The following is a 16,479-nucleotide window of genomic DNA, read 5'->3' on the forward strand; positions in this document are numbered from 1 at the left end:
GGATGATTCCCGGAGAAATACAGGTTGCCGACGGCGACATCGAACTCAACGCCGGCCTTGAGGTGATCAGCGTCACCGTCGCCAACCACGGCGACCGGCCGGTGCAGGTCGGCTCGCACTATCACTTTTTCGAGGTCAACAACGCCCTGGTGTTCGAGCGCGAGCCGACCCGAGGTTACCGCCTGGACATCGCCGCTGGCACCGCCGTGCGTTTCGAACCGGGCCAGGCGCGGACCGTCCCGCTGGTGCCGTATCGCGGCAAGCGTGAGGTCTACGGCTTCCAGGGCAAGGTCATGGGCAAGCTGGAGAATCAGGCATGAGCCGCATTTCGCGCAGGGCCTATGCCGACATGTTCGGCCCGACGGTGGGCGATCGCGTACGCCTGGCCGACACCGAGCTGTGGGTCGAGGTCGAGAAGGACTTCACGATCTATGGCGAGGAGGTCAAGTTCGGCGGCGGCAAGGTCATCCGCGACGGCATGGGCCAGGGCCAGATGCTTGCCGCGCAGGCGCTGGACCTGGTGCTGACCAACGCGCTGATCATCGACCACTGGGGCATCGTCAAGGCCGACATCGGCATCAAGGACGGGCGCATCGTCGGTGTCGGCAAGTCTGGCAACCCCGATGTGCAACCGGGAGTGACCTTGCCAGTCGGGCCGGGCACCGAAGTGATCGCCGCCGAAGGCAAGATCGTCACCGCTGGCGGCATCGACTCGCACATCCACTTCATCTGCCCGCAGCAGGTCGAAGAGGCGCTGACCTCGGGCATTACCACTTTCATTGGCGGCGGCACCGGGCCGGCCACCGGCACCAATGCCACCACCTGCACCTCCGGGCCCTGGTACCTGGCGCGCATGCTCCAGGCCGCCGACCAGCTGCCGATCAATATCGGCCTGCTGGGCAAAGGCAACGCCTCGCGGCCCGAAGCCTTGCGCGAGCAGATCGAAGCCGGCGCCGTGGGCCTGAAGCTGCACGAAGACTGGGGTTCGACCCCGGCAGCCATCGACTGCTGCCTGGGCGTGGCGCAAGAGCACGACGTGCAGGTGGCGATCCATACCGACACCCTCAACGAGTCGGGCTGTATCGAGGACACTCTGGCGGCGATTGGCGATCGCACCATCCATACCTTCCACACCGAAGGCGCCGGCGGTGGCCATGCGCCGGACATCATCCGCGCGGCGGCCTTTGCCAATGTGCTGCCGTCCTCGACCAACCCGACCTTGCCCTACACCCAGAACACCGTCGACGAGCACCTGGACATGCTCATGGTCTGCCACCACCTGGACCCGAGCATTGCCGAGGACGTGGCGTTTGCCGAGTCGCGTATCCGTCGCGAGACCATTGCCGCCGAAGACATCCTCCACGACCTGGGCGCGTTTTCCATGACCTCGTCCGACTCCCAGGCCATGGGCCGGGTCGGCGAAGTGGTGCTGCGCACCTGGCAAGTGGCGCACCAGATGAAACTGCGCCGTGGCCCGCTGGCGCCGGATACCGCGCGCAGCGACAACTTCCGGGTCAAGCGCTACATCGCCAAGTACACCATCAACCCGGCGCTGACCCATGGCATCGCCCACGAAGTGGGCTCGGTGGAGGCCGGCAAACTCGCCGACCTGGTGCTCTGGGCGCCGGCGTTCTTCGGCGTCAAGCCTGCGCTGGTGATCAAGGGCGGGATGATCGCCATGGCGCCGATGGGCGATATCAACGGCTCGATCCCGACCCCGCAACCGGTGCACTACCGACCGATGTTCGGCGCCCTCGGTGCCGCGCGCCACGCCACGCGCATGACCTTCCTGTCGCAGGCGGCGATCGCGCGTGGCGTGCACCGGCAACTGGGGCTGCAGAGCCTGATCGGCGAGGCCCGGGGCTGTCGCACAGTGCGCAAGGGCGACATGGTCCATAACGGCCTGTTGCCGATGATCGAGGTCGACTCGCAAACCTACGAGGTGCGCGCCGACGGTGAACTGCTGGTGTGCGAACCGGCCACGGTGTTGCCGATGGCCCAGCGTTATTTTCTGTTTTAAGGAGCGAAGATGATCCTGTTGACCCGTCGCCTGAGCGACGCCGCCACGGTAAGCGGCACCGTCACCCTCACTGTCGATACGCGGATCAAGAGCCGCGTGCGCGTCACCCTCGACGATGGCCGCGAGGCCGGCCTGATGCTCGAACGCGGGCAGTTGCTGCGCGGTGGCGAGCTGCTTGGCCAAGCGCAGGGCGGCGAGGTGATTCGCGTGCTGGCGGCGGCCGAGCAGGTGTCCAGCGTGCGCTGCGCCGATCCACTGTTGCTGAACCGCGCCGCCTATCACCTGGGCAACCGCCATGTGCCGCTGCAGATCGAGGCCGGCCTGCTGCGCTATCAGCACGACCATGTGCTGGATGAAATGGTCCGTGGCCTGGGCCTTGACGTAACGGTCGAGCAAGCACCGTTCGAGCCTGAAGCCGGGGCCTACCAGAGTGCCCCGCACAGCCATGCCCACAGTGACCACCTGTTCGTTCGCGTCGCTCACCACTGATTGTCGATAAGGAGATTGTCCCATGAAAAAACTCGTCACCCTCGCGTTGCTGCTGGTTGCGCTTCCGGCCTTTGCCCACCCCGGCCATGATGCCAATCCGCTGCAGGATGGTTTGCTGCACCCGCTGACCGGCCTCGATCACTTGCTCATGCTGCTTGGCACCGGGGTGCTCGCGGCGCTGACCGGGCGTACCCTGGCGCTGCCGTTGCTGACCCTCGGGGCGATGTTCGGCGGGGCGCTGATGGGCCATGTGTTCGGCGGTGTGATCGGCATGGAGCAGATGATCATCGGCTCGCTGCTGGTGGCCGCTGCCGCGCTGCTGCTGCCCAGCCGCCAGGTGCTGCTGGCCCTGGCCATGCCGCTGTTTGCCCTGTTCCACGGCTGGGCCCACGGCGTTGAAGCCAGCCCGGGTGCGTTCTGGGTGTTCAGCGCAGGTTTCGTCACGGTCAGTGGCCTGTTGCTGCTGGCAGGCTTTGCCGGGGGGTGCCTGCTGCGTCGGCACACCGGCCTGCAGAAAGCCTTCGGTGGCGGCTTGCTGGCCGGTGCCGCGCTGGTGTTGGCCGGCTGATGAGCAGCAACCTGAAGCTGCTGCGCCTGTTGCAGCTGGCAAGCCCCAGCCTGCCGGTAGGCGGCTTTACCTACTCGCAAGGCCTGGAGTGGGCGGTGGAGGCCGGCTGGGTGCAGGGCGCCGAAGGCTTTCGCGCCTGGCAACGCCAGCAGATCGAAGACACCCTGTGCCACCTCGACTGGCCGCTGCTGGCGCGCTTGTACCAGGCTTGCCTGGCGGATGACGCCGAAGCCTTCGCGCGCTGGAGCCGGTTTTTGCTGGCCAACCGCGAAACCGCCGAACTGCGCCTGGAAGAACGCCAGCGCGGCATGGCCCTGACCCGTTTGCTCGACGGCTGGCAACTGGGCCAGGCACCCCAATGGCGCAGTTCGCTTGAGCTCAGCCAACTCGGCGGCATGGCCTGGCTGGGCGTGCACTGGGATATCCCCTTGGTTGACCTGGCCCTCGCGCACGGCTATGCCTGGCTCGAAGGCGCGGTGATGGCCGGGGTCAAGCTGGTGCCGTTCGGCCAGCAAGCAGCGCAGACCCTGTTGCGTGACCTGAGCGAAACCTTGCCCGCTGTGCTGGTAACTGCTCTGGCCCTGGACGATGACCAGCTTGGCGGCGGCCTGCCGCTGCTGGCGATTGCCTCGGCGCGCCACGAAACCCAATACACCCGATTGTTCCGCTCCTGAGGAAAGCCCCATGCAAAGTTATCAGCAACCCCTGCGCGTTGGTGTCGGCGGCCCGGTCGGTTCCGGCAAGACCGCGCTGCTTGAAGCGCTGTGCAAGGCCATGCGCGACCACTATGAAATCGCCGTGGTAACCAACGACATCTACACCAAGGAAGACCAGCGCATCCTCACCGAGGCCGGCGCCCTGGCCCCCGAGCGCATCGTCGGAGTGGAAACCGGCGGCTGCCCGCACACCGCGATCCGCGAAGATGCCTCGATGAACCTGGCGGCGGTGGAAGAGCTGGCGCGCAAATTCGGCAACCTCGAAGTGATCTTCGTCGAGAGCGGCGGCGACAACCTCAGCGCCACCTTCAGCCCGGAGCTGGCCGACCTCACTGTGTACGTGATCGATGTTGCCGAAGGCGAGAAGATCCCGCGCAAGGGCGGGCCGGGGATCACCAAGTCGGATTTCCTGGTGATCAACAAGATCGACCTGGCGCCTTATGTCGGCGCTTCGCTGGAGGTGATGGAAAAGGACACCTGGCGCATGCGTCCGGAAAGACCCTGGGCCTTCACTAACCTCAAGACCGGGCAGGGGTTGCAGCGGGTGATTGATTTCATTGTCGAGCGGGGGATGTTGAAAGTGTCGGTGTAGCCAAAAGCATCGCGGGGCCGCGCAATCCTGTGGGAGCGGCGGTGCGACGCCTCGACTTGCCCCGCGATCAATCTATCTGCGCCCCACAAAAGGCAACAACATCCCGACCTTGCGCTGATACTGCCGATACTGCTCGCCAAACAACTGCACCAGGTCCTTCTCCTCCAGCAGCGTGCCCATCAGGATGTACAAGGTACTCACCCCGGCAAACAGCAAGTGGCCAACCGTCATCTGCGGCGTCGCCCAGAAGCTCATGACAAAGCCCAGGTACAACGGGTGGCGCACCAGCCGGTACAGCCAGGGGGTCTTGAAGGCGCTGGCTTCGCCGGGGTGTGGGCGAAAGGCGTCGAACGCCTGCTTGAGGCCGAACAGTTCGAAGTGGCTGAGCAGGAAGGTGGCCAGCACCAGGATGATCCAGCCCAGCCAGTAGAGCGCCTCGATCAGCCCGCGGGCCGGTTGCGCCTGGACATCCCACAGGGTCAGGGGAATCGGTTGCCAGAGCAGGAACAGCAGGCTCAGCGCCAGGCTGCTGAACAGCACATAGGTGGCCCGCTCGATGGGCGCCGGTACCCATTGCAGCCAGAACTGCTTGAAGCCCTTGCGCGCCATGCCGCTGTGCTGCAGGGCGAACAGGCTGATCAGCAGCACATTGATCGGCACCGCGAAGTACCAGGCGGTCGGCGGGCCGGAGTTGATGTCCTTGGGAACTTCCGGGGGGCCAATAAAGCCCACGAAGTACGCCAGCACCAGCATGGAGAACAGGTAACAGACCAGGCTATAGAGCAAGCCGAGGCATTTGCGCAGCAGGGGGATCTCGTCCATGAGGGGCTCCTTTGAGTCAGCACCTGAACGTCCTGCTCAGGTGGGGTGCAACGGCTGAACCCTTAACCCTAGACCAGTACAACGGCTGCCAGACCCGGTGGGGCAATCAGCCGCAGCTCAACTTTGCCCGGCGAGCCTGCTAGAGTCGCGCCCCTTAACCAATCAATCCGGTGCAGGAGGCAGCTTTGATGATGTGCAGTCAGTGCGGTAACGACCACGGCGATGAACTGGGGGAACTTGCGTTTCGGCGCCCGGATGCGCTGTTCGCGCTAGCCGCCGAGGAACGCCAGAGCAAGGTCAGGGAAAGCAACGACTGGTGCGTGATCGCCGGCGAGCGGTTTTTTTTGCGGGCACTGTTGCCGCTGGCCGTGGCGCAAATCAACGATAGTTACTGCATCGGTATCTGGGTCGAACTGCAGCCGGCGGATTTCGAGCGCGTCTGTGAGCTCTGGCGCGATGAGCACCAGGCCGCCGAGCCGCCTTTTGCCGTGCGCCTGGCCAACAGTATTCCGACCCTGGCAGAAACCCTGGGGCTTGAAGGCCGGTTGCAGTTGAGCGGCCCGACCTCGCGCCCCAGCGTGACCCTGGCCGCCAGCAGCCACCCATTGGCGGTGGAGCAGGCCAAGGGCATTTCCCTGCACCGCGCCCACGAGTACAGCCAGGTGTTTGCCTGACAGGCTCAGGCCTTGAGCGTGGCCATGTCGATGACGAAGCGGTACTTCACATCGCCGGCGATCATGCGGCTGAAGGCTTCGTTGATGTTACCGATATCGAGCATCTCGATGTCGCAACTGATGCCGTGCTCGGCGCAGAACTCCAGCACTTCCTGGGTTTCGGCGATGCCGCCGATCAGCGAGCCGGCCAGCACCCGGCGCTTCATTACCAGGTTGGCGGCGTGCAGCGCCGGGTCGACCGGCTCGATCAGGCCGACGAGAATGTGTACGCCGTCGAACTTCAAGGTCTGCAGGTAGGGGTTGAGGTCGTGCTGGACCGGAATGGTGTCGAGAAGAAAATCGAAACGCTCGGCCGCGGCGCGCATCTGCGCCTCATCGGTGGACACGATCACGTGGTCAGCCCCCTGGCGCCGGGCTTCTTCGGCCTTGGCCGGCGAGCGGGTGAAGAGGGTGACTTCGGCGCCCATGGCCTTGGCGAATTTGATGCCCATATGGCCCAGGCCGCCCATGCCGAGAATGCCCACGCGGTCACCGGGCTTGACCCCGTAATGCTTGAGCGGTGAGTAGGTGGTGATGCCGGCGCAGAGGATCGGCGCCGCGCTGGGCAAGTCCAGGCCTTGTGGAATGCGCACGACAAAGTGCTCGCTGACCACGATGCTGCTGGAGTAACCGCCCATGGTGTTGCTGCCGTCGACCCGGTCGGGGGTGGCGTAGGTCATGGTCGGGCCTTGCAGGCAGTATTGCTCCAGGTCCGCCTGGCAGGCTTCGCAGTGGCGGCAGGAGTCGACCATGCAGCCCACGCCGACCAGGTCACCGACGCTGTAGCGGCTGACCTTGGCGCCGACGGCGGTAACCTTGCCGACGATCTCGTGGCCGGGCATCAGCGGATACACGGCGATGCCCCACTCGTTGCGGGCCTGGTGGATGTCGGAGTGGCACACGCCACAGTAGAGGATCTCGATCGCCACATCGTCGGCGCGCGGGCTGCGGCGCTGGAAGGTCATGGGCGCCAGGGGCGTGGTGGCGGACTGGGCGGCGTAACCGATGGCTGTGTACATAGGGCCTCAATAAACGGTGATCGGTGAAGGCTGCGCATTCTGCGCATCCAGCGTCGGCTCGCCTATCGTCATTCCTCCGCCAGTCATGCCTAAAACTCCGTACTTGGTCGCCGGGTGCTGGCGCCTGGCCGTGAAGCTGCGATGATGTCAGTGTCCAATCCTCCGTGCGGTTTTTCATGCAGCTCACTCGCCACTCCGATGCCAACGCCACCCTCTGTACCCTGATCCGCTCCCTGGCGCTGCGCCCGGGTTTTGTCGACACGCCACTTGCCCAGGTGCAGGTGCTGTCGGCCAGTCACTACGTGGCCAGCAGCCCGCAGATTTACGAACCGAGCCTGATGATCCTCGCCCAGGGCAGCAAGCTGGCGCGCCTTGGGCCGCGTACCCTGGAATACGGCGCCGGGCATTACCTGGTGCAGGCGCTGTCGGTGCCGTTCATGTGTGAGACCTTTGCCACCGAGCACGAGCCGCTGCTGGGGGTGTCGGTGGCCATCGACCGCGGCGTGCTCGGGGAGCTGGTGCAGAGCATGGGCCTGGCGCCAGACCGGGCGATCACGGCGCAAACCCCGGAGTCGATGACCTCGGCGGCGCTGGATGAGGCTATGCGCGACAGCGTCGAGCGTTTGCTGCGCTGCCTGCTCGACCCGCTGGACTGCCAGGTAATGGGCCAGGCGCGGGTGCGGGAGGTGCTGTATGTGGCCTTGCGCGGGCCGCAGGCCGGGGTGTTGCGGGCACTGGTCGAGCAGCAGGGCCACTTTGCCCGCATCGCGGCGGCGCTCAGCTACTTGCGCGAGCACTATGCCGAACCGCTGAGCGTCGAAGCGCTGGCGGCGTGCGCGAACATGAGCGCCTCGACCTTTCACGAGCACTTCAAGCGCAGCACCTTGCTGTCGCCGATGCAGTACCTCAAGCGCCTGCGCTTGCTCAAGGCCCAGCAGATGCTGATCGGTGAGGGCATGGGCGTGGCCCAGGCGGCGCACCGGGTGGGCTACCAGAGCACCTCGCAGTTCAGCCGCGAGTACAAGCGCCATTTCCAGCGCAGCCCGGGGGAAGAACAGCCGTATCTGTGACCCGGCCTGGCTCTCGTCTGCTTACACATTGTGGTTTAAGGTGGGCACCTGCCTCTCATGACAGGGATCGATCATGAAACACCCGCTTTTGCAGCCCCTCGTTGTCGCGCTGTTGCTGGGCGCTGCCGTGCAAGCCCCGGCGGCGTTGCCCAGCGCGCCGTCGTATATCGACGATAGCCTGTATTCCCCGGCTGCCAAGCAGCGCATCCTGCCAGCGATGTTCGCCCAGACCCTGGCCAGCACCCGTTACCTGGCCAGGCCGGACAACCCGCTGATCACCCAGGCCGAGGCGAGCGAATTTCGCCAGACCAGCAACTACGACGAAACTCGTGCCTACATGACCCGCCTGGCCGCCGCCTCCGGGGGCAGCATCGTGCTCAACGACCTGCCGGAGAAAAGCGCCGAAGGCCACCCGATGTTGATGGCCATCGCTTCCCTTGAGGTCGACAAGTCGCCGGCCGGGCTCAACGAGTCGGGCAAGCCGACGATTTTCGTCGAAGCCCAGATTCACCCCGGCGAAGCCAATGGCAAGGACGCGATGTTCATGCTCCTGCGCGACATGACCACTGGCGATAAACCGCTGGCTGCGTTACTGGAGAAGGTCAACATCCTTTTCATCCCTACCGTCAATGTCGACGGCGACCTGCGCCGCAGCGCCTACGGGCGCATCAACCAGAACGGCCCGGATGAAACCGGCTGGCGGGTCAACGGCCTGAACTACAACCTCAACCGCGATTTCACCAAGCTCGACAGCGCCGAGATCCGCAACGTCGCCTGGGTGTTCAACACCTACCAGCTGAGCTTTTTTGCCGACACCCATTCCACCGACGGCGCCATGTACCCCTACGACAGCTCCTATTGCCACAATGGCAACGGCTGGTCGCCGGCCAGCAGCGCCTGGATCGACAAGGTCATGCGCGCACCGGTGTACCAGGCGCTGGAGGCCGACGGCCATGTGGTGCATGAATGCATCAGCCTCAACAGCAACCAGGACCCGACCCAGGGTTACTACCCGTACCGCACCGACTACGCGCGCTTTTCCAACCAGTACGGCGACATCCGCAACGTGCCGTCGATCCTCATCGAGCAGCACGCCTTGCACCCGTATCAAACCCAGGTGCTGGGCAACTACGTGATGCTCAAGAGCATGTTCCAGGTGATTGGCGATCAGGCCACGTCGCTTGGCGAAGCCATCCGCCAGGACCGCGAACGCCTCGAAGCCCAGGAGCAGGTGACCCTCACCTGGAAACCGGGCAAGGCCCAGAGCACCGCCTTTACTGTCGGTGACTACCGCTATGAGCAGTCGCCGATCACCGGTGCCAGGACCCTCGTCTGGAGCAACACGCCGAAGAAGCTCAGCGTGCCGGTGACGGGCAACACCGAGCCCGACCTGGTGGTCAAACGGCCTAAACAGTATGTGGTGCCGGGCCAGTGGCGCGAGGTGATTGCCCGGCTCAAGGCCCATGGCATCCACATGACCACCCTCGACAAGCCGACGCCGATTGCCGTCACCCTGTATCGCATGGACCAGGTAAAAGTGGCGGGGGGCTTCGAGCCCGATCGCACCCAGGTCAACCAGATCCCGGGCTACGAAGGGCGCTTGCTGGTCAGTGGCGTGGCCAAGCCGCTGGAGCGCTTGCAGACCTTCCCGGCCGGCTCGGTGGTGATCGATACCGACCAGCCGCTGGGCGTGCTGGCGGTCAATTTGCTGTACCCCGAAAGCCCCGACTCGTTCTGGGCCTGGGGCTTTTTCAATGCGACCCTGGTGGCGGCGGAAGAACCTGAGGAATACGTGATGGAGCCGATGGCGCGCAAGATGCTCGCCGAAAGCCCCGAGCTCAAGGCCGAGTTCGACAGCAAGCTCAAGGGTGACAAGGCCTTCGCCGCCAGCCCCAGCGCACGCTTGCACTGGTTCTACCAGCGTACGCCGTTCTATGACGTCAATGCCTTTGTCTATCCGGTGGGGGCGGTGTACTGAACCGGTATCGATCGGTCTGAAAACGGTATTGGTCATACGCAAAAACCGTGATCTATAAAGGCTCTGGTCTTCCCGCCCGAGCCTTTATGCATGAACACCCGCCGTCGTTCACTGATTGCCGCCAGCATGGCCCACGCCGTGCACGATGGCCTCACCGATGTCATCTACGTCTTGCTGCCGCTGTGGCAGGCGCAGTTTGCCCTGAGCTTCGCCCAGGTCGGCCTGCTGCGTGGCGCCTACGCCGGGATGATGGCTGGCCTGCAATTGCTGGCCAGCCGCGCGGCAAAACGCTGGGGCCGTGAGCGTCTGCTGGTCGGCGGCACCGCCCTGGCCGGGCTGGCCTACCTGGTGGCTGGCCAGGCCGGGGGCCTGGGTATGCTGCTGTTCGCCTTGTTGCTGGGCGGCCTCGGTGCCAGTACCCAGCACCCGCTGGCATCGTCGTTGGTCAGCGATAGTCATGAGGCCGGCGGCGAGGTCAAGGAGGCGCTGGCGCACTACAACTTTGCCGGTGATATCGGCAAGATGCTGGTGCCCGCCGGAGTCGGCCTGTTGCTGGTGGTGACCAGCTGGCAAACCAGCGTCACCGTGCTGGGCATCCTTGGCCTTGCGGCCGCTGCGCTGCTCTGGTGGCTGATCGCGCCGCAGCCGTCGGCGGCGCCGGGCGTGCGCAAAGCAGTGATTGCTGTTGGCAGCGACTCCGCCAGCGGCCTGGCCGCCTTGCTGCTCACCGGCACCCTCGACAGTGCGGTACGCATGGGCTTTCTCACCTTTCTGCCGTTTCTGCTGCAAGCCAAGGGCGCAGGCTCCGCCGGTATCGGCCTGGCGCTGATGCTGCTGTTCGTCGGCGGCGCCTTCGGCAAGCTGCTGTGCGGCTACCTGGGCGCACGTATCGGCATGATGAAAACCGTGTGGTGCACCGAGTCGCTCACTGCGCTGCTGATCGTGTCGATGCTGTACCTGCCGCTGACGCCGATGCTGGTGCTGTTGCCGCTGTTGGGCCTGGTGCTCAATGGCACCTCGTCGGTGCTCTACGGTGTGGTGCCGGAGCTGGCGGGGGCGGGCAGGCGCGACCAGGCCTTTGCCCTGTTCTACACCGGCACCATCGGCGGCGGCGCCCTGGCACCGGTGGTGTTTGGCGCTGTTGGCGATAGCGCCGGCATCACCACGGCGGTGATCAGCCTGGCGGCACTCCTGCTGCTGACCCTGCCGCTGTCCTGGTGGGTGGAGCGGCAACTGCATTGCGGCTTGCCTGGCAAATTTGGATCTAACTATAATGAATGAGATTCATTACCAGATAACTTTGCCCAGGCCGCCTCCATGTCCAGCGCTGACCCTTCGCTGCAACTCGCTGTTCACACGCTGTATGAGGCGCATCACCCGTGGCTGTGCGGCTGGCTGCGCAAGCGCCTGGGCTGCCGCGAGCATGCCGCGGACCTCGCCCAGGACACCTTCATCCGCGTCATGACCCAGCGCAAGGCCCCGGAATTGCGTGAGCCACGGGCCTACCTGAGCACCGTCGCGCGCAGCCTGATGATCGACCTGTTCCGCCGCCGCGCACTGGAGCAGGCCTACCTCGAAACCCTCGCCGCACGCCCGGAGCTGCTCGACATCTCGCCGGAAACCCGCGCCCTGGTGATCGAGACGCTGATGGAAATCGACGCCATGCTTGACGGTCTGGGGCGCAAGACCCGCGAGATCTTTCTCATGGCCCAGCTCGACGGCCTGAGCTACGTGGAAATCGCCCGGCGCCAGAACCTCGCGGTCAACACGGTGAAGAAACACGCCGTGCGCGCCCTGACCCATTGCCTGCTGCTGGCCGAGGACTGAGCGGTGAGCGCCCAGCGCCTGGATCGCGCCACCCTCGAAGCGGCCGCCCACTGGTTCGTCGAACTGCGCTGCGAAGCGCCAGACCCGGCTACCCGCCTTGCCCACCAACAGTGGCTGGCCGGTGATCCGCGCCACCGCCAGGCCTGGGAGCGCTTGCAGCGGGTACAAGGCACCTTTGCTCAGGTCAGTGCTGGCGTTGCCCGGCCGCTGCTGGCCAGCGCCCAGGCCAAGCGCCGCGAAGTGCTCAAGGTGCTGTCGCTGCTGCTGGCCGCGGGCGGGGCAGGGACCCTGGCCTGGCAGACCACGCCGTTGCCGGCCTTGATCGCCGACCAGCGCACCGGCACCGGCGAGCGGCGCAGCATAGGCCTGCAGGATGGCAGCCAGTTGCACCTGAACACCGCTACCGCGGTGGATATTCACTACAGCGGGCAGCTGCGCGAACTGCGCCTGCTCAGCGGCGAGATCCTCATCGAAACGGCAAAAGATGCCCTGGCCCGGCCCTTCATCGTGCATACCGGCGAAGGCAGCATTCGCGCGCTGGGCACGCGTTTTATCGTACGCCGCGACGCCGGGCGCACCCGGGTGAGCGTGCAGGAGCATGCCGTGCAAGTGCGTTGCAGCGCTGATCTGCTCACCCCCGTGCGGGTCGAGGCCGGCCAGCAACTGAGCTTTGAGCGCGCCAGCATCAGCCCGTTGCAGCCCGCCAACCCCGAGGCCGACGCCTGGCTGCGCGACCTGCTGGTGGTGCACGACTGGCGCCTGGACGACTTTATCAACGAATTGCAGCGCTACCGGCCCGGGCACCTGGGGTGCCACCCGGCGGTGGCCGGCCTGAGAATTTCCGGGGCCTTCCAGTTGGCCAACAGCGACCCTATTCTCGCCAACCTGAGCAGCACCTTGCCGGTGCGTATTCGCCAGTTCAGCCGCTACTGGGTCAGGGTCGAAGCGGCCTGAAACGCAGCAGAAAATTATTTTCACAAGGGGGGTGTTGATTCAGATTCTCATTCGACTTGTAGGTAGAGGCGCCTCAGACGCCACCACCACTGCCAACGGGCGAAAGGAAACTGCATGTCCCTTTGTAATCCACACTCCACGCGCAACCTGCGCACACTCACCCCTTTGCGCCGTGCCATTCAGGCCGCGCTGTTCGGCTCGGCCCTGGCAGGCGCCGGCGCCAGCCTGATGGCCGCTGCGCCGGCCTGGGCCGAGACCCGCGTCGAAAGCCAGTTCGACATTCCCGCCGGCTCCCTGGAGTCGGCGCTGACCCGCTTTGCCGCCAGCGCCGGGGTCACCGTGTCGTTCCAGCCGGCCGATACCCGTGGCCTGCAATCGCCAGGCTTGCATGGCCGCTACAGCGTCGAGGCCGGCTTGCGCCAGCTGCTGGCCGGCAGCAACCTGCAACTGCTGCGCCAGGACAGCGGTAGCTACTCGCTGCTGCCAGGGGCGGGCGATGACGCCAGCGTGCAGCTGGACGCCACCGCCATCAACGGCAAGGCGGTCGAGTCGGCCTACGGGCCGGTCGATGGTTATGTCGCCACCCGCAGCGCCACCGGCACCAAGACCGACACGCCTATCCTGGAAATCCCCCAGGCGGTCAACGTGGTCACCGCCGCCCAGGTCGAAACCCAGGGCGCGCGCAATCTCACCCAGGCCCTGCGCTACACCCCGGGCCTGAGCGTCAACGGCTTTACCGACCGCAACAACATTGCCGACGAGATCACCAGCCGCGGCTTCGCCCCGACCCCGCTGTACCTGGACGGTGCCTACCTGCCGTACGCCGGAAGCCTGGGCGGTGCGCCGCAGATCGACCCCTACACCCTAGAACGCATCGAAGTGCTCAAGGGCCCGTCGTCGGTGCTGTATGGCCAGAACCAGCCGGGCGGTATCGTCAACATGGTCTCCAAACGCCCGACCCGCGAACAGCGCAACCAGGTCAAGTTCGGCCTGGGCAGCTACAGCCGGGTCAATGGCGCGATTGATCTGAGCGGCCCGATGGATGAAGCCGGGACCCTCAGCTACCGCCTGGTGGGCGTGGCGAAAAAGGGCAACGACCAGCTCGACCACACCAACAGCCAGCGCATGCTGCTGGCGCCGAGCCTGACCTGGGCGCCTAACGAAGACACCGCGCTGACCCTGTATGCCCAGCTGCAGCGCGATGACGGCCTGGCCGATTACCAGGCCTTGCCGAAAATCGGCTCGCTCGACCGCGGCCCCGATGGCCAGCGCATCGACCGCGATGCGTTTCTCGGCGACTCCCATTACAACGACTACCGGCGCGACCAGTTTGTGCTCGGCTACGACTTCAGCCATGCCTTCAGCGACGACTTGAAGTACCGCCAGACCGCGCGCTACATCGACATCCGCGACCGCTACAAGGGTTTCTACCTGCGCGGCTTCGTCAGCGATGCCGACACCGGCGTGCTCGACCAGACCCACGCCACCCGCACCAAGCTCGACTGGCGCCAGCACAACACCGCCTACACCATCGATAACAACCTGGAGTACAAGTTCGCCACCGGCCGCCTGCAGCACACCACCCTGGTGGGCCTCGACTACCGCCGCTTCAACCGCAAGTACACCGGCTACAATGCCTATGGCGTGGCCCCGGTCGATCTGTACAACCCGAGCAACTACCCCACCGACGACGTGGTGCCGCAGCTGACCACCCAATGGGACAACACCATCGGCCAGACCGGCCTGTATGTGCAGGACCAGATCAGGCTCGACCAGTGGATCATCACCGTCGGCGGGCGCCAGGACTGGGCCAAGGTCGAAAACAAGGACCTGCTGGCGCGGACCATCACCGAGCAGAACGACCAGAAGTTCACCGGCCGGGTAGGGCTGACCTACGTCACCGAGTTCGGCCTGGCGCCTTACATCAGCTACTCGCAGTCGTTCCTGCCGACCATCGGCACCAGCGCCCCGCAGCGCGGCGCCAAGGCCTTTGAGCCGACCGAAGGCGAGCAGTATGAAATCGGCGTCAAGTACCAGCCGCTGGACAAGACCCTGATCACCGCCTCGCTGTTCGAGCTGACCCAGAAGAACGTCAAGACCGGCGACAAGCTCTACCCTGAGTACGAAAGCCAGGACGGCGAAGTGCGCTCGCGCGGTGTCGAGCTCGAGCTCAAGACCCGCCTCGACAACCTCGACGTGCTGGCGGCGGCCACCTACATCGACTCGTTCTACACCAAGAGCAACTATGGCGATAAGGGCAACCGTTCCGAGGCGCAAGCGCCGGTGTCGGCTACCCTGTGGGCCGACTACCACTTCACCCAGGCTGCGCTCAACGGCCTGACCGTCGGTGCCGGCGCGCGCTACACCGGGCGCAAGCCGGGGGATTCGGCCAACGCCTTCGACGTGCCGGCGTTCGTCGTTTACGACACCACTATCCGCTACGACCTGGGCAAACTCGACCCAAGCCTGCGCGGGCTGCAGACCAGCCTGAACGTGCAGAACCTGTTTGACCGCGAGTATGTCTCGGACTGCAACTATTCCTTTGGCTGCTACTACGGGCAGGAGCGGGTGGCGTCGCTTGAAATGACTTACGACTGGTGATATGAGCCGGCCTCACTGGCGATGGGCCGCATAGCGGCCCTGGGCTGGACGCTCTTGCACCCCTGTGTCACTGTCGGCGCCACCGTTCGGCAGCAAACAGGGTTGGCCAATGCTCAGCAGTACCCAGTTCAAGGCGTTCAATCGTTGTGTCCTGCAACTGGCGAGCTTGGCCCGCGAGGGTGGCGGCTCGCACTTCATCGCCGAGGGCCTGCAGGCGTTTCGCGCAATAGTGCCGTTTGCCTCGGCCTGGTGGGGCGAGATGTCTGGCGCTGGCGCAACCGCTGCGCCGCAAAGCTGGATGCACGGGCGCATCGACCTGCCGCCGGCCTTTGCCCGCGAATGGAGCGAGGTTGCCGGCATCGACTGTTTCGCCCACACCACCCTGGCGCGGCCAGGGCAGGTGGTGCGCGACAGCGAGTTCACCGACCCCAACGAGGCGGTCAATGTCTTCGCCCGCCGCTACGACCTCTATCACTTGATGTGCATTACCTTCGAGCTGCCGCAAAGCGGCCTGAACTTCTACGTCTGCCTGTACCGCGGCGAGCACGACGCTGCCTTTTGCGAAAGCGAAGACGGCTTGTTCGCCGCCTTCTGCGAGCAGCTGCTGCAACTGTGGCGCTTCCAGGTGCAGGACATGATCCGTCTCGATACCGGCAACGCGGCTGCCGATTTCGCCATTGCCCGTCTCGATGGCAGCTTGCTGTATGTGGGCGCGCGGGTGTGCGCGGCAATCGAGCAGGCGCTGCCGGGCTGGAGCGGCTCGTTGCTGCCGCCCCAGGTGTGCGCGCAACTGGCCAGGGCGCCGTGCGTGATGCGCCTCGGGCGCAGCAGCCTGACCCTCAGCGCCAATGGCGAGCATGTGATTGTGTCGCTGGAAGCACCCGCGCCAGGGGTGCTGCTGGCGCCTCGCGAGCGCACCGCAGCCATGCTGTTTGCCGCCGGGCACTCCTACAAGGAAATCGCCCGGATGCTGTCCTTGAGTCCGGCGACGGTGCGCACCTACCTGCGCAATTGCTACGTGCAACTGGGGGTCAAGAGCAAGGTGGAGCTGGGTGCGGCGTTGCGCCTGTCGATGCCGGTGGCGGAAAAAACCGCCTGACCCTCCTCATT

At 65.2% G+C, this 16,479-nt stretch carries 16 protein-coding genes; 14 read left to right on the top strand and 2 right to left on the bottom strand.

Features of this window, described 5'->3' with window-relative positions; translation table 11 throughout:
• Nucleotides 1-2: 2 nt before the first annotated feature.
• Genes ACIOVF_RS14405 through ureG form a run of 6 tightly spaced genes read left to right on the top strand, consistent with a single transcriptional unit; the run spans nucleotide 3 to nucleotide 4,385 of the window.
• On the top strand, nucleotides 3-320 hold the full coding sequence (locus ACIOVF_RS14405) for an urease subunit beta (protein ID WP_045198635.1): 318 nt from the start codon (nucleotides 3-5) through the stop codon (nucleotides 318-320).
• Nucleotides 317-2,020, top strand: a complete 1,704-nt coding sequence (gene ureC, locus ACIOVF_RS14410) for an urease subunit alpha (RefSeq protein ID WP_401290253.1) — start codon at nucleotides 317-319, stop codon at nucleotides 2,018-2,020. The genes ACIOVF_RS14405 and ureC overlap by 4 nt, the downstream gene beginning before the upstream one ends.
• A gap of 9 nt (nucleotides 2,021-2,029) precedes the next feature.
• The gene (gene ureE / locus ACIOVF_RS14415; RefSeq protein ID WP_401290256.1) at nucleotides 2,030-2,509 is read left to right on the top strand and encodes an urease accessory protein UreE; all 480 of its coding nucleotides are present in this window, start codon (nucleotides 2,030-2,032) and stop codon (nucleotides 2,507-2,509) included.
• Nucleotides 2,510-2,531: 22 nt separating this feature from the next.
• Nucleotides 2,532-3,077 (top strand): HupE/UreJ family protein, encoded by a 546-nt coding sequence (locus tag ACIOVF_RS14420; protein WP_045198641.1) that lies wholly within the window; start codon nucleotides 2,532-2,534, stop codon nucleotides 3,075-3,077.
• Nucleotides 3,077-3,751: an urease accessory protein UreF gene (locus ACIOVF_RS14425; protein ID WP_401290261.1), complete on the top strand. Its 675-nt coding sequence runs from the start codon at nucleotides 3,077-3,079 to the stop codon at nucleotides 3,749-3,751. The genes ACIOVF_RS14420 and ACIOVF_RS14425 overlap by 1 nt, the downstream gene beginning before the upstream one ends.
• A 10-nt stretch (nucleotides 3,752-3,761) precedes the next feature.
• Nucleotides 3,762-4,385: an urease accessory protein UreG gene (gene ureG / locus ACIOVF_RS14430; protein WP_045198646.1), complete on the top strand. Its 624-nt coding sequence runs from the start codon at nucleotides 3,762-3,764 to the stop codon at nucleotides 4,383-4,385.
• A 72-nt stretch (nucleotides 4,386-4,457) separates the two neighbouring features.
• On the opposite strand, the gene mddA is transcribed toward ureG, so the two are convergent.
• Nucleotides 4,458-5,207, bottom strand: a complete 750-nt coding sequence (gene mddA / locus ACIOVF_RS14435; RefSeq protein WP_401290265.1) for a methanethiol S-methyltransferase — start codon at nucleotides 5,205-5,207, stop codon at nucleotides 4,458-4,460.
• A gap of 188 nt (nucleotides 5,208-5,395) precedes the next feature.
• Here mddA and ACIOVF_RS14440 point away from each other — a divergent pair, with 188 nt between their 5' ends.
• Complete coding sequence (locus tag ACIOVF_RS14440; RefSeq protein ID WP_093383494.1) at nucleotides 5,396-5,881, top strand: DUF2199 domain-containing protein; 486 nt, start codon at nucleotides 5,396-5,398, stop codon at nucleotides 5,879-5,881.
• 5 nt (nucleotides 5,882-5,886) lie between these two features.
• Here ACIOVF_RS14440 and ACIOVF_RS14445 read toward each other — a convergent pair whose 3' ends face one another.
• A complete protein-coding gene (locus ACIOVF_RS14445; RefSeq protein WP_401290268.1) occupies nucleotides 5,887-6,939 on the bottom strand; it encodes an NAD(P)-dependent alcohol dehydrogenase in 1,053 nt (350 codons plus the stop codon).
• 176 nt (nucleotides 6,940-7,115) lie between these two features.
• Here ACIOVF_RS14445 and ACIOVF_RS14450 point away from each other — a divergent pair, with 176 nt between their 5' ends.
• From ACIOVF_RS14450 to ACIOVF_RS14480, 7 genes are all read left to right on the top strand, one after another.
• Nucleotides 7,116-8,009, top strand: a complete 894-nt coding sequence (locus tag ACIOVF_RS14450; RefSeq protein ID WP_401290271.1) for an AraC family transcriptional regulator N-terminal domain-containing protein — start codon at nucleotides 7,116-7,118, stop codon at nucleotides 8,007-8,009.
• Between the two features lie 73 nt (nucleotides 8,010-8,082).
• The gene (locus ACIOVF_RS14455; protein ID WP_093383489.1) at nucleotides 8,083-9,987 is read left to right on the top strand and encodes a M14 family metallopeptidase; all 1,905 of its coding nucleotides are present in this window, start codon (nucleotides 8,083-8,085) and stop codon (nucleotides 9,985-9,987) included.
• 90 nt (nucleotides 9,988-10,077) lie between these two features.
• Nucleotides 10,078-11,268 (top strand): MFS transporter, encoded by a 1,191-nt coding sequence (locus ACIOVF_RS14460; protein ID WP_045198657.1) that lies wholly within the window; start codon nucleotides 10,078-10,080, stop codon nucleotides 11,266-11,268.
• A gap of 36 nt (nucleotides 11,269-11,304) precedes the next feature.
• The gene (locus ACIOVF_RS14465) at nucleotides 11,305-11,814 is read left to right on the top strand and encodes a sigma-70 family RNA polymerase sigma factor (RefSeq protein WP_045198658.1); all 510 of its coding nucleotides are present in this window, start codon (nucleotides 11,305-11,307) and stop codon (nucleotides 11,812-11,814) included.
• Nucleotides 11,815-11,817: 3 nt separating this feature from the next.
• Nucleotides 11,818-12,768, top strand: a complete 951-nt coding sequence (locus tag ACIOVF_RS14470; protein WP_045198659.1) for a FecR domain-containing protein — start codon at nucleotides 11,818-11,820, stop codon at nucleotides 12,766-12,768.
• 114 nt (nucleotides 12,769-12,882) lie between these two features.
• Complete coding sequence (locus tag ACIOVF_RS14475; protein ID WP_401290277.1) at nucleotides 12,883-15,369, top strand: TonB-dependent siderophore receptor; 2,487 nt, start codon at nucleotides 12,883-12,885, stop codon at nucleotides 15,367-15,369.
• 109 nt (nucleotides 15,370-15,478) lie between these two features.
• Nucleotides 15,479-16,468 (top strand): LuxR C-terminal-related transcriptional regulator, encoded by a 990-nt coding sequence (locus ACIOVF_RS14480; RefSeq protein ID WP_045198664.1) that lies wholly within the window; start codon nucleotides 15,479-15,481, stop codon nucleotides 16,466-16,468.
• Nucleotides 16,469-16,479: the final 11 nt, after the last annotated feature.

The organism is Pseudomonas sp. NPDC087612, from assembly GCF_044743505.1.
In the GTDB taxonomy this organism is placed as follows: domain Bacteria; phylum Pseudomonadota; class Gammaproteobacteria; order Pseudomonadales; family Pseudomonadaceae; genus Aquipseudomonas.

Coding starts and splice junctions, on each gene's coding strand:
- ACIOVF_RS14405 (WP_045198635.1), top strand. CDS start 3: ATGATTCCCGGAGAAATACAGGTTGCCGACGGCGACATCGAACTCAAC.
- ureC (WP_401290253.1), top strand. CDS start 317: ATGAGCCGCATTTCGCGCAGGGCCTATGCCGACATGTTCGGCCCGACG.
- ureE (WP_401290256.1), top strand. CDS start 2,030: ATGATCCTGTTGACCCGTCGCCTGAGCGACGCCGCCACGGTAAGCGGC.
- ACIOVF_RS14420 (WP_045198641.1), top strand. CDS start 2,532: ATGAAAAAACTCGTCACCCTCGCGTTGCTGCTGGTTGCGCTTCCGGCC.
- ACIOVF_RS14425 (WP_401290261.1), top strand. CDS start 3,077: ATGAGCAGCAACCTGAAGCTGCTGCGCCTGTTGCAGCTGGCAAGCCCC.
- ureG (WP_045198646.1), top strand. CDS start 3,762: ATGCAAAGTTATCAGCAACCCCTGCGCGTTGGTGTCGGCGGCCCGGTC.
- mddA (WP_401290265.1), bottom strand. CDS start 5,207: ATGGACGAGATCCCCCTGCTGCGCAAATGCCTCGGCTTGCTCTATAGC.
- ACIOVF_RS14440 (WP_093383494.1), top strand. CDS start 5,396: ATGATGTGCAGTCAGTGCGGTAACGACCACGGCGATGAACTGGGGGAA.
- ACIOVF_RS14445 (WP_401290268.1), bottom strand. CDS start 6,939: ATGTACACAGCCATCGGTTACGCCGCCCAGTCCGCCACCACGCCCCTG.
- ACIOVF_RS14450 (WP_401290271.1), top strand. CDS start 7,116: ATGCAGCTCACTCGCCACTCCGATGCCAACGCCACCCTCTGTACCCTG.
- ACIOVF_RS14455 (WP_093383489.1), top strand. CDS start 8,083: ATGAAACACCCGCTTTTGCAGCCCCTCGTTGTCGCGCTGTTGCTGGGC.
- ACIOVF_RS14460 (WP_045198657.1), top strand. CDS start 10,078: ATGAACACCCGCCGTCGTTCACTGATTGCCGCCAGCATGGCCCACGCC.
- ACIOVF_RS14465 (WP_045198658.1), top strand. CDS start 11,305: ATGTCCAGCGCTGACCCTTCGCTGCAACTCGCTGTTCACACGCTGTAT.
- ACIOVF_RS14475 (WP_401290277.1), top strand. CDS start 12,883: ATGTCCCTTTGTAATCCACACTCCACGCGCAACCTGCGCACACTCACC.
- ACIOVF_RS14480 (WP_045198664.1), top strand. CDS start 15,479: ATGCTCAGCAGTACCCAGTTCAAGGCGTTCAATCGTTGTGTCCTGCAA.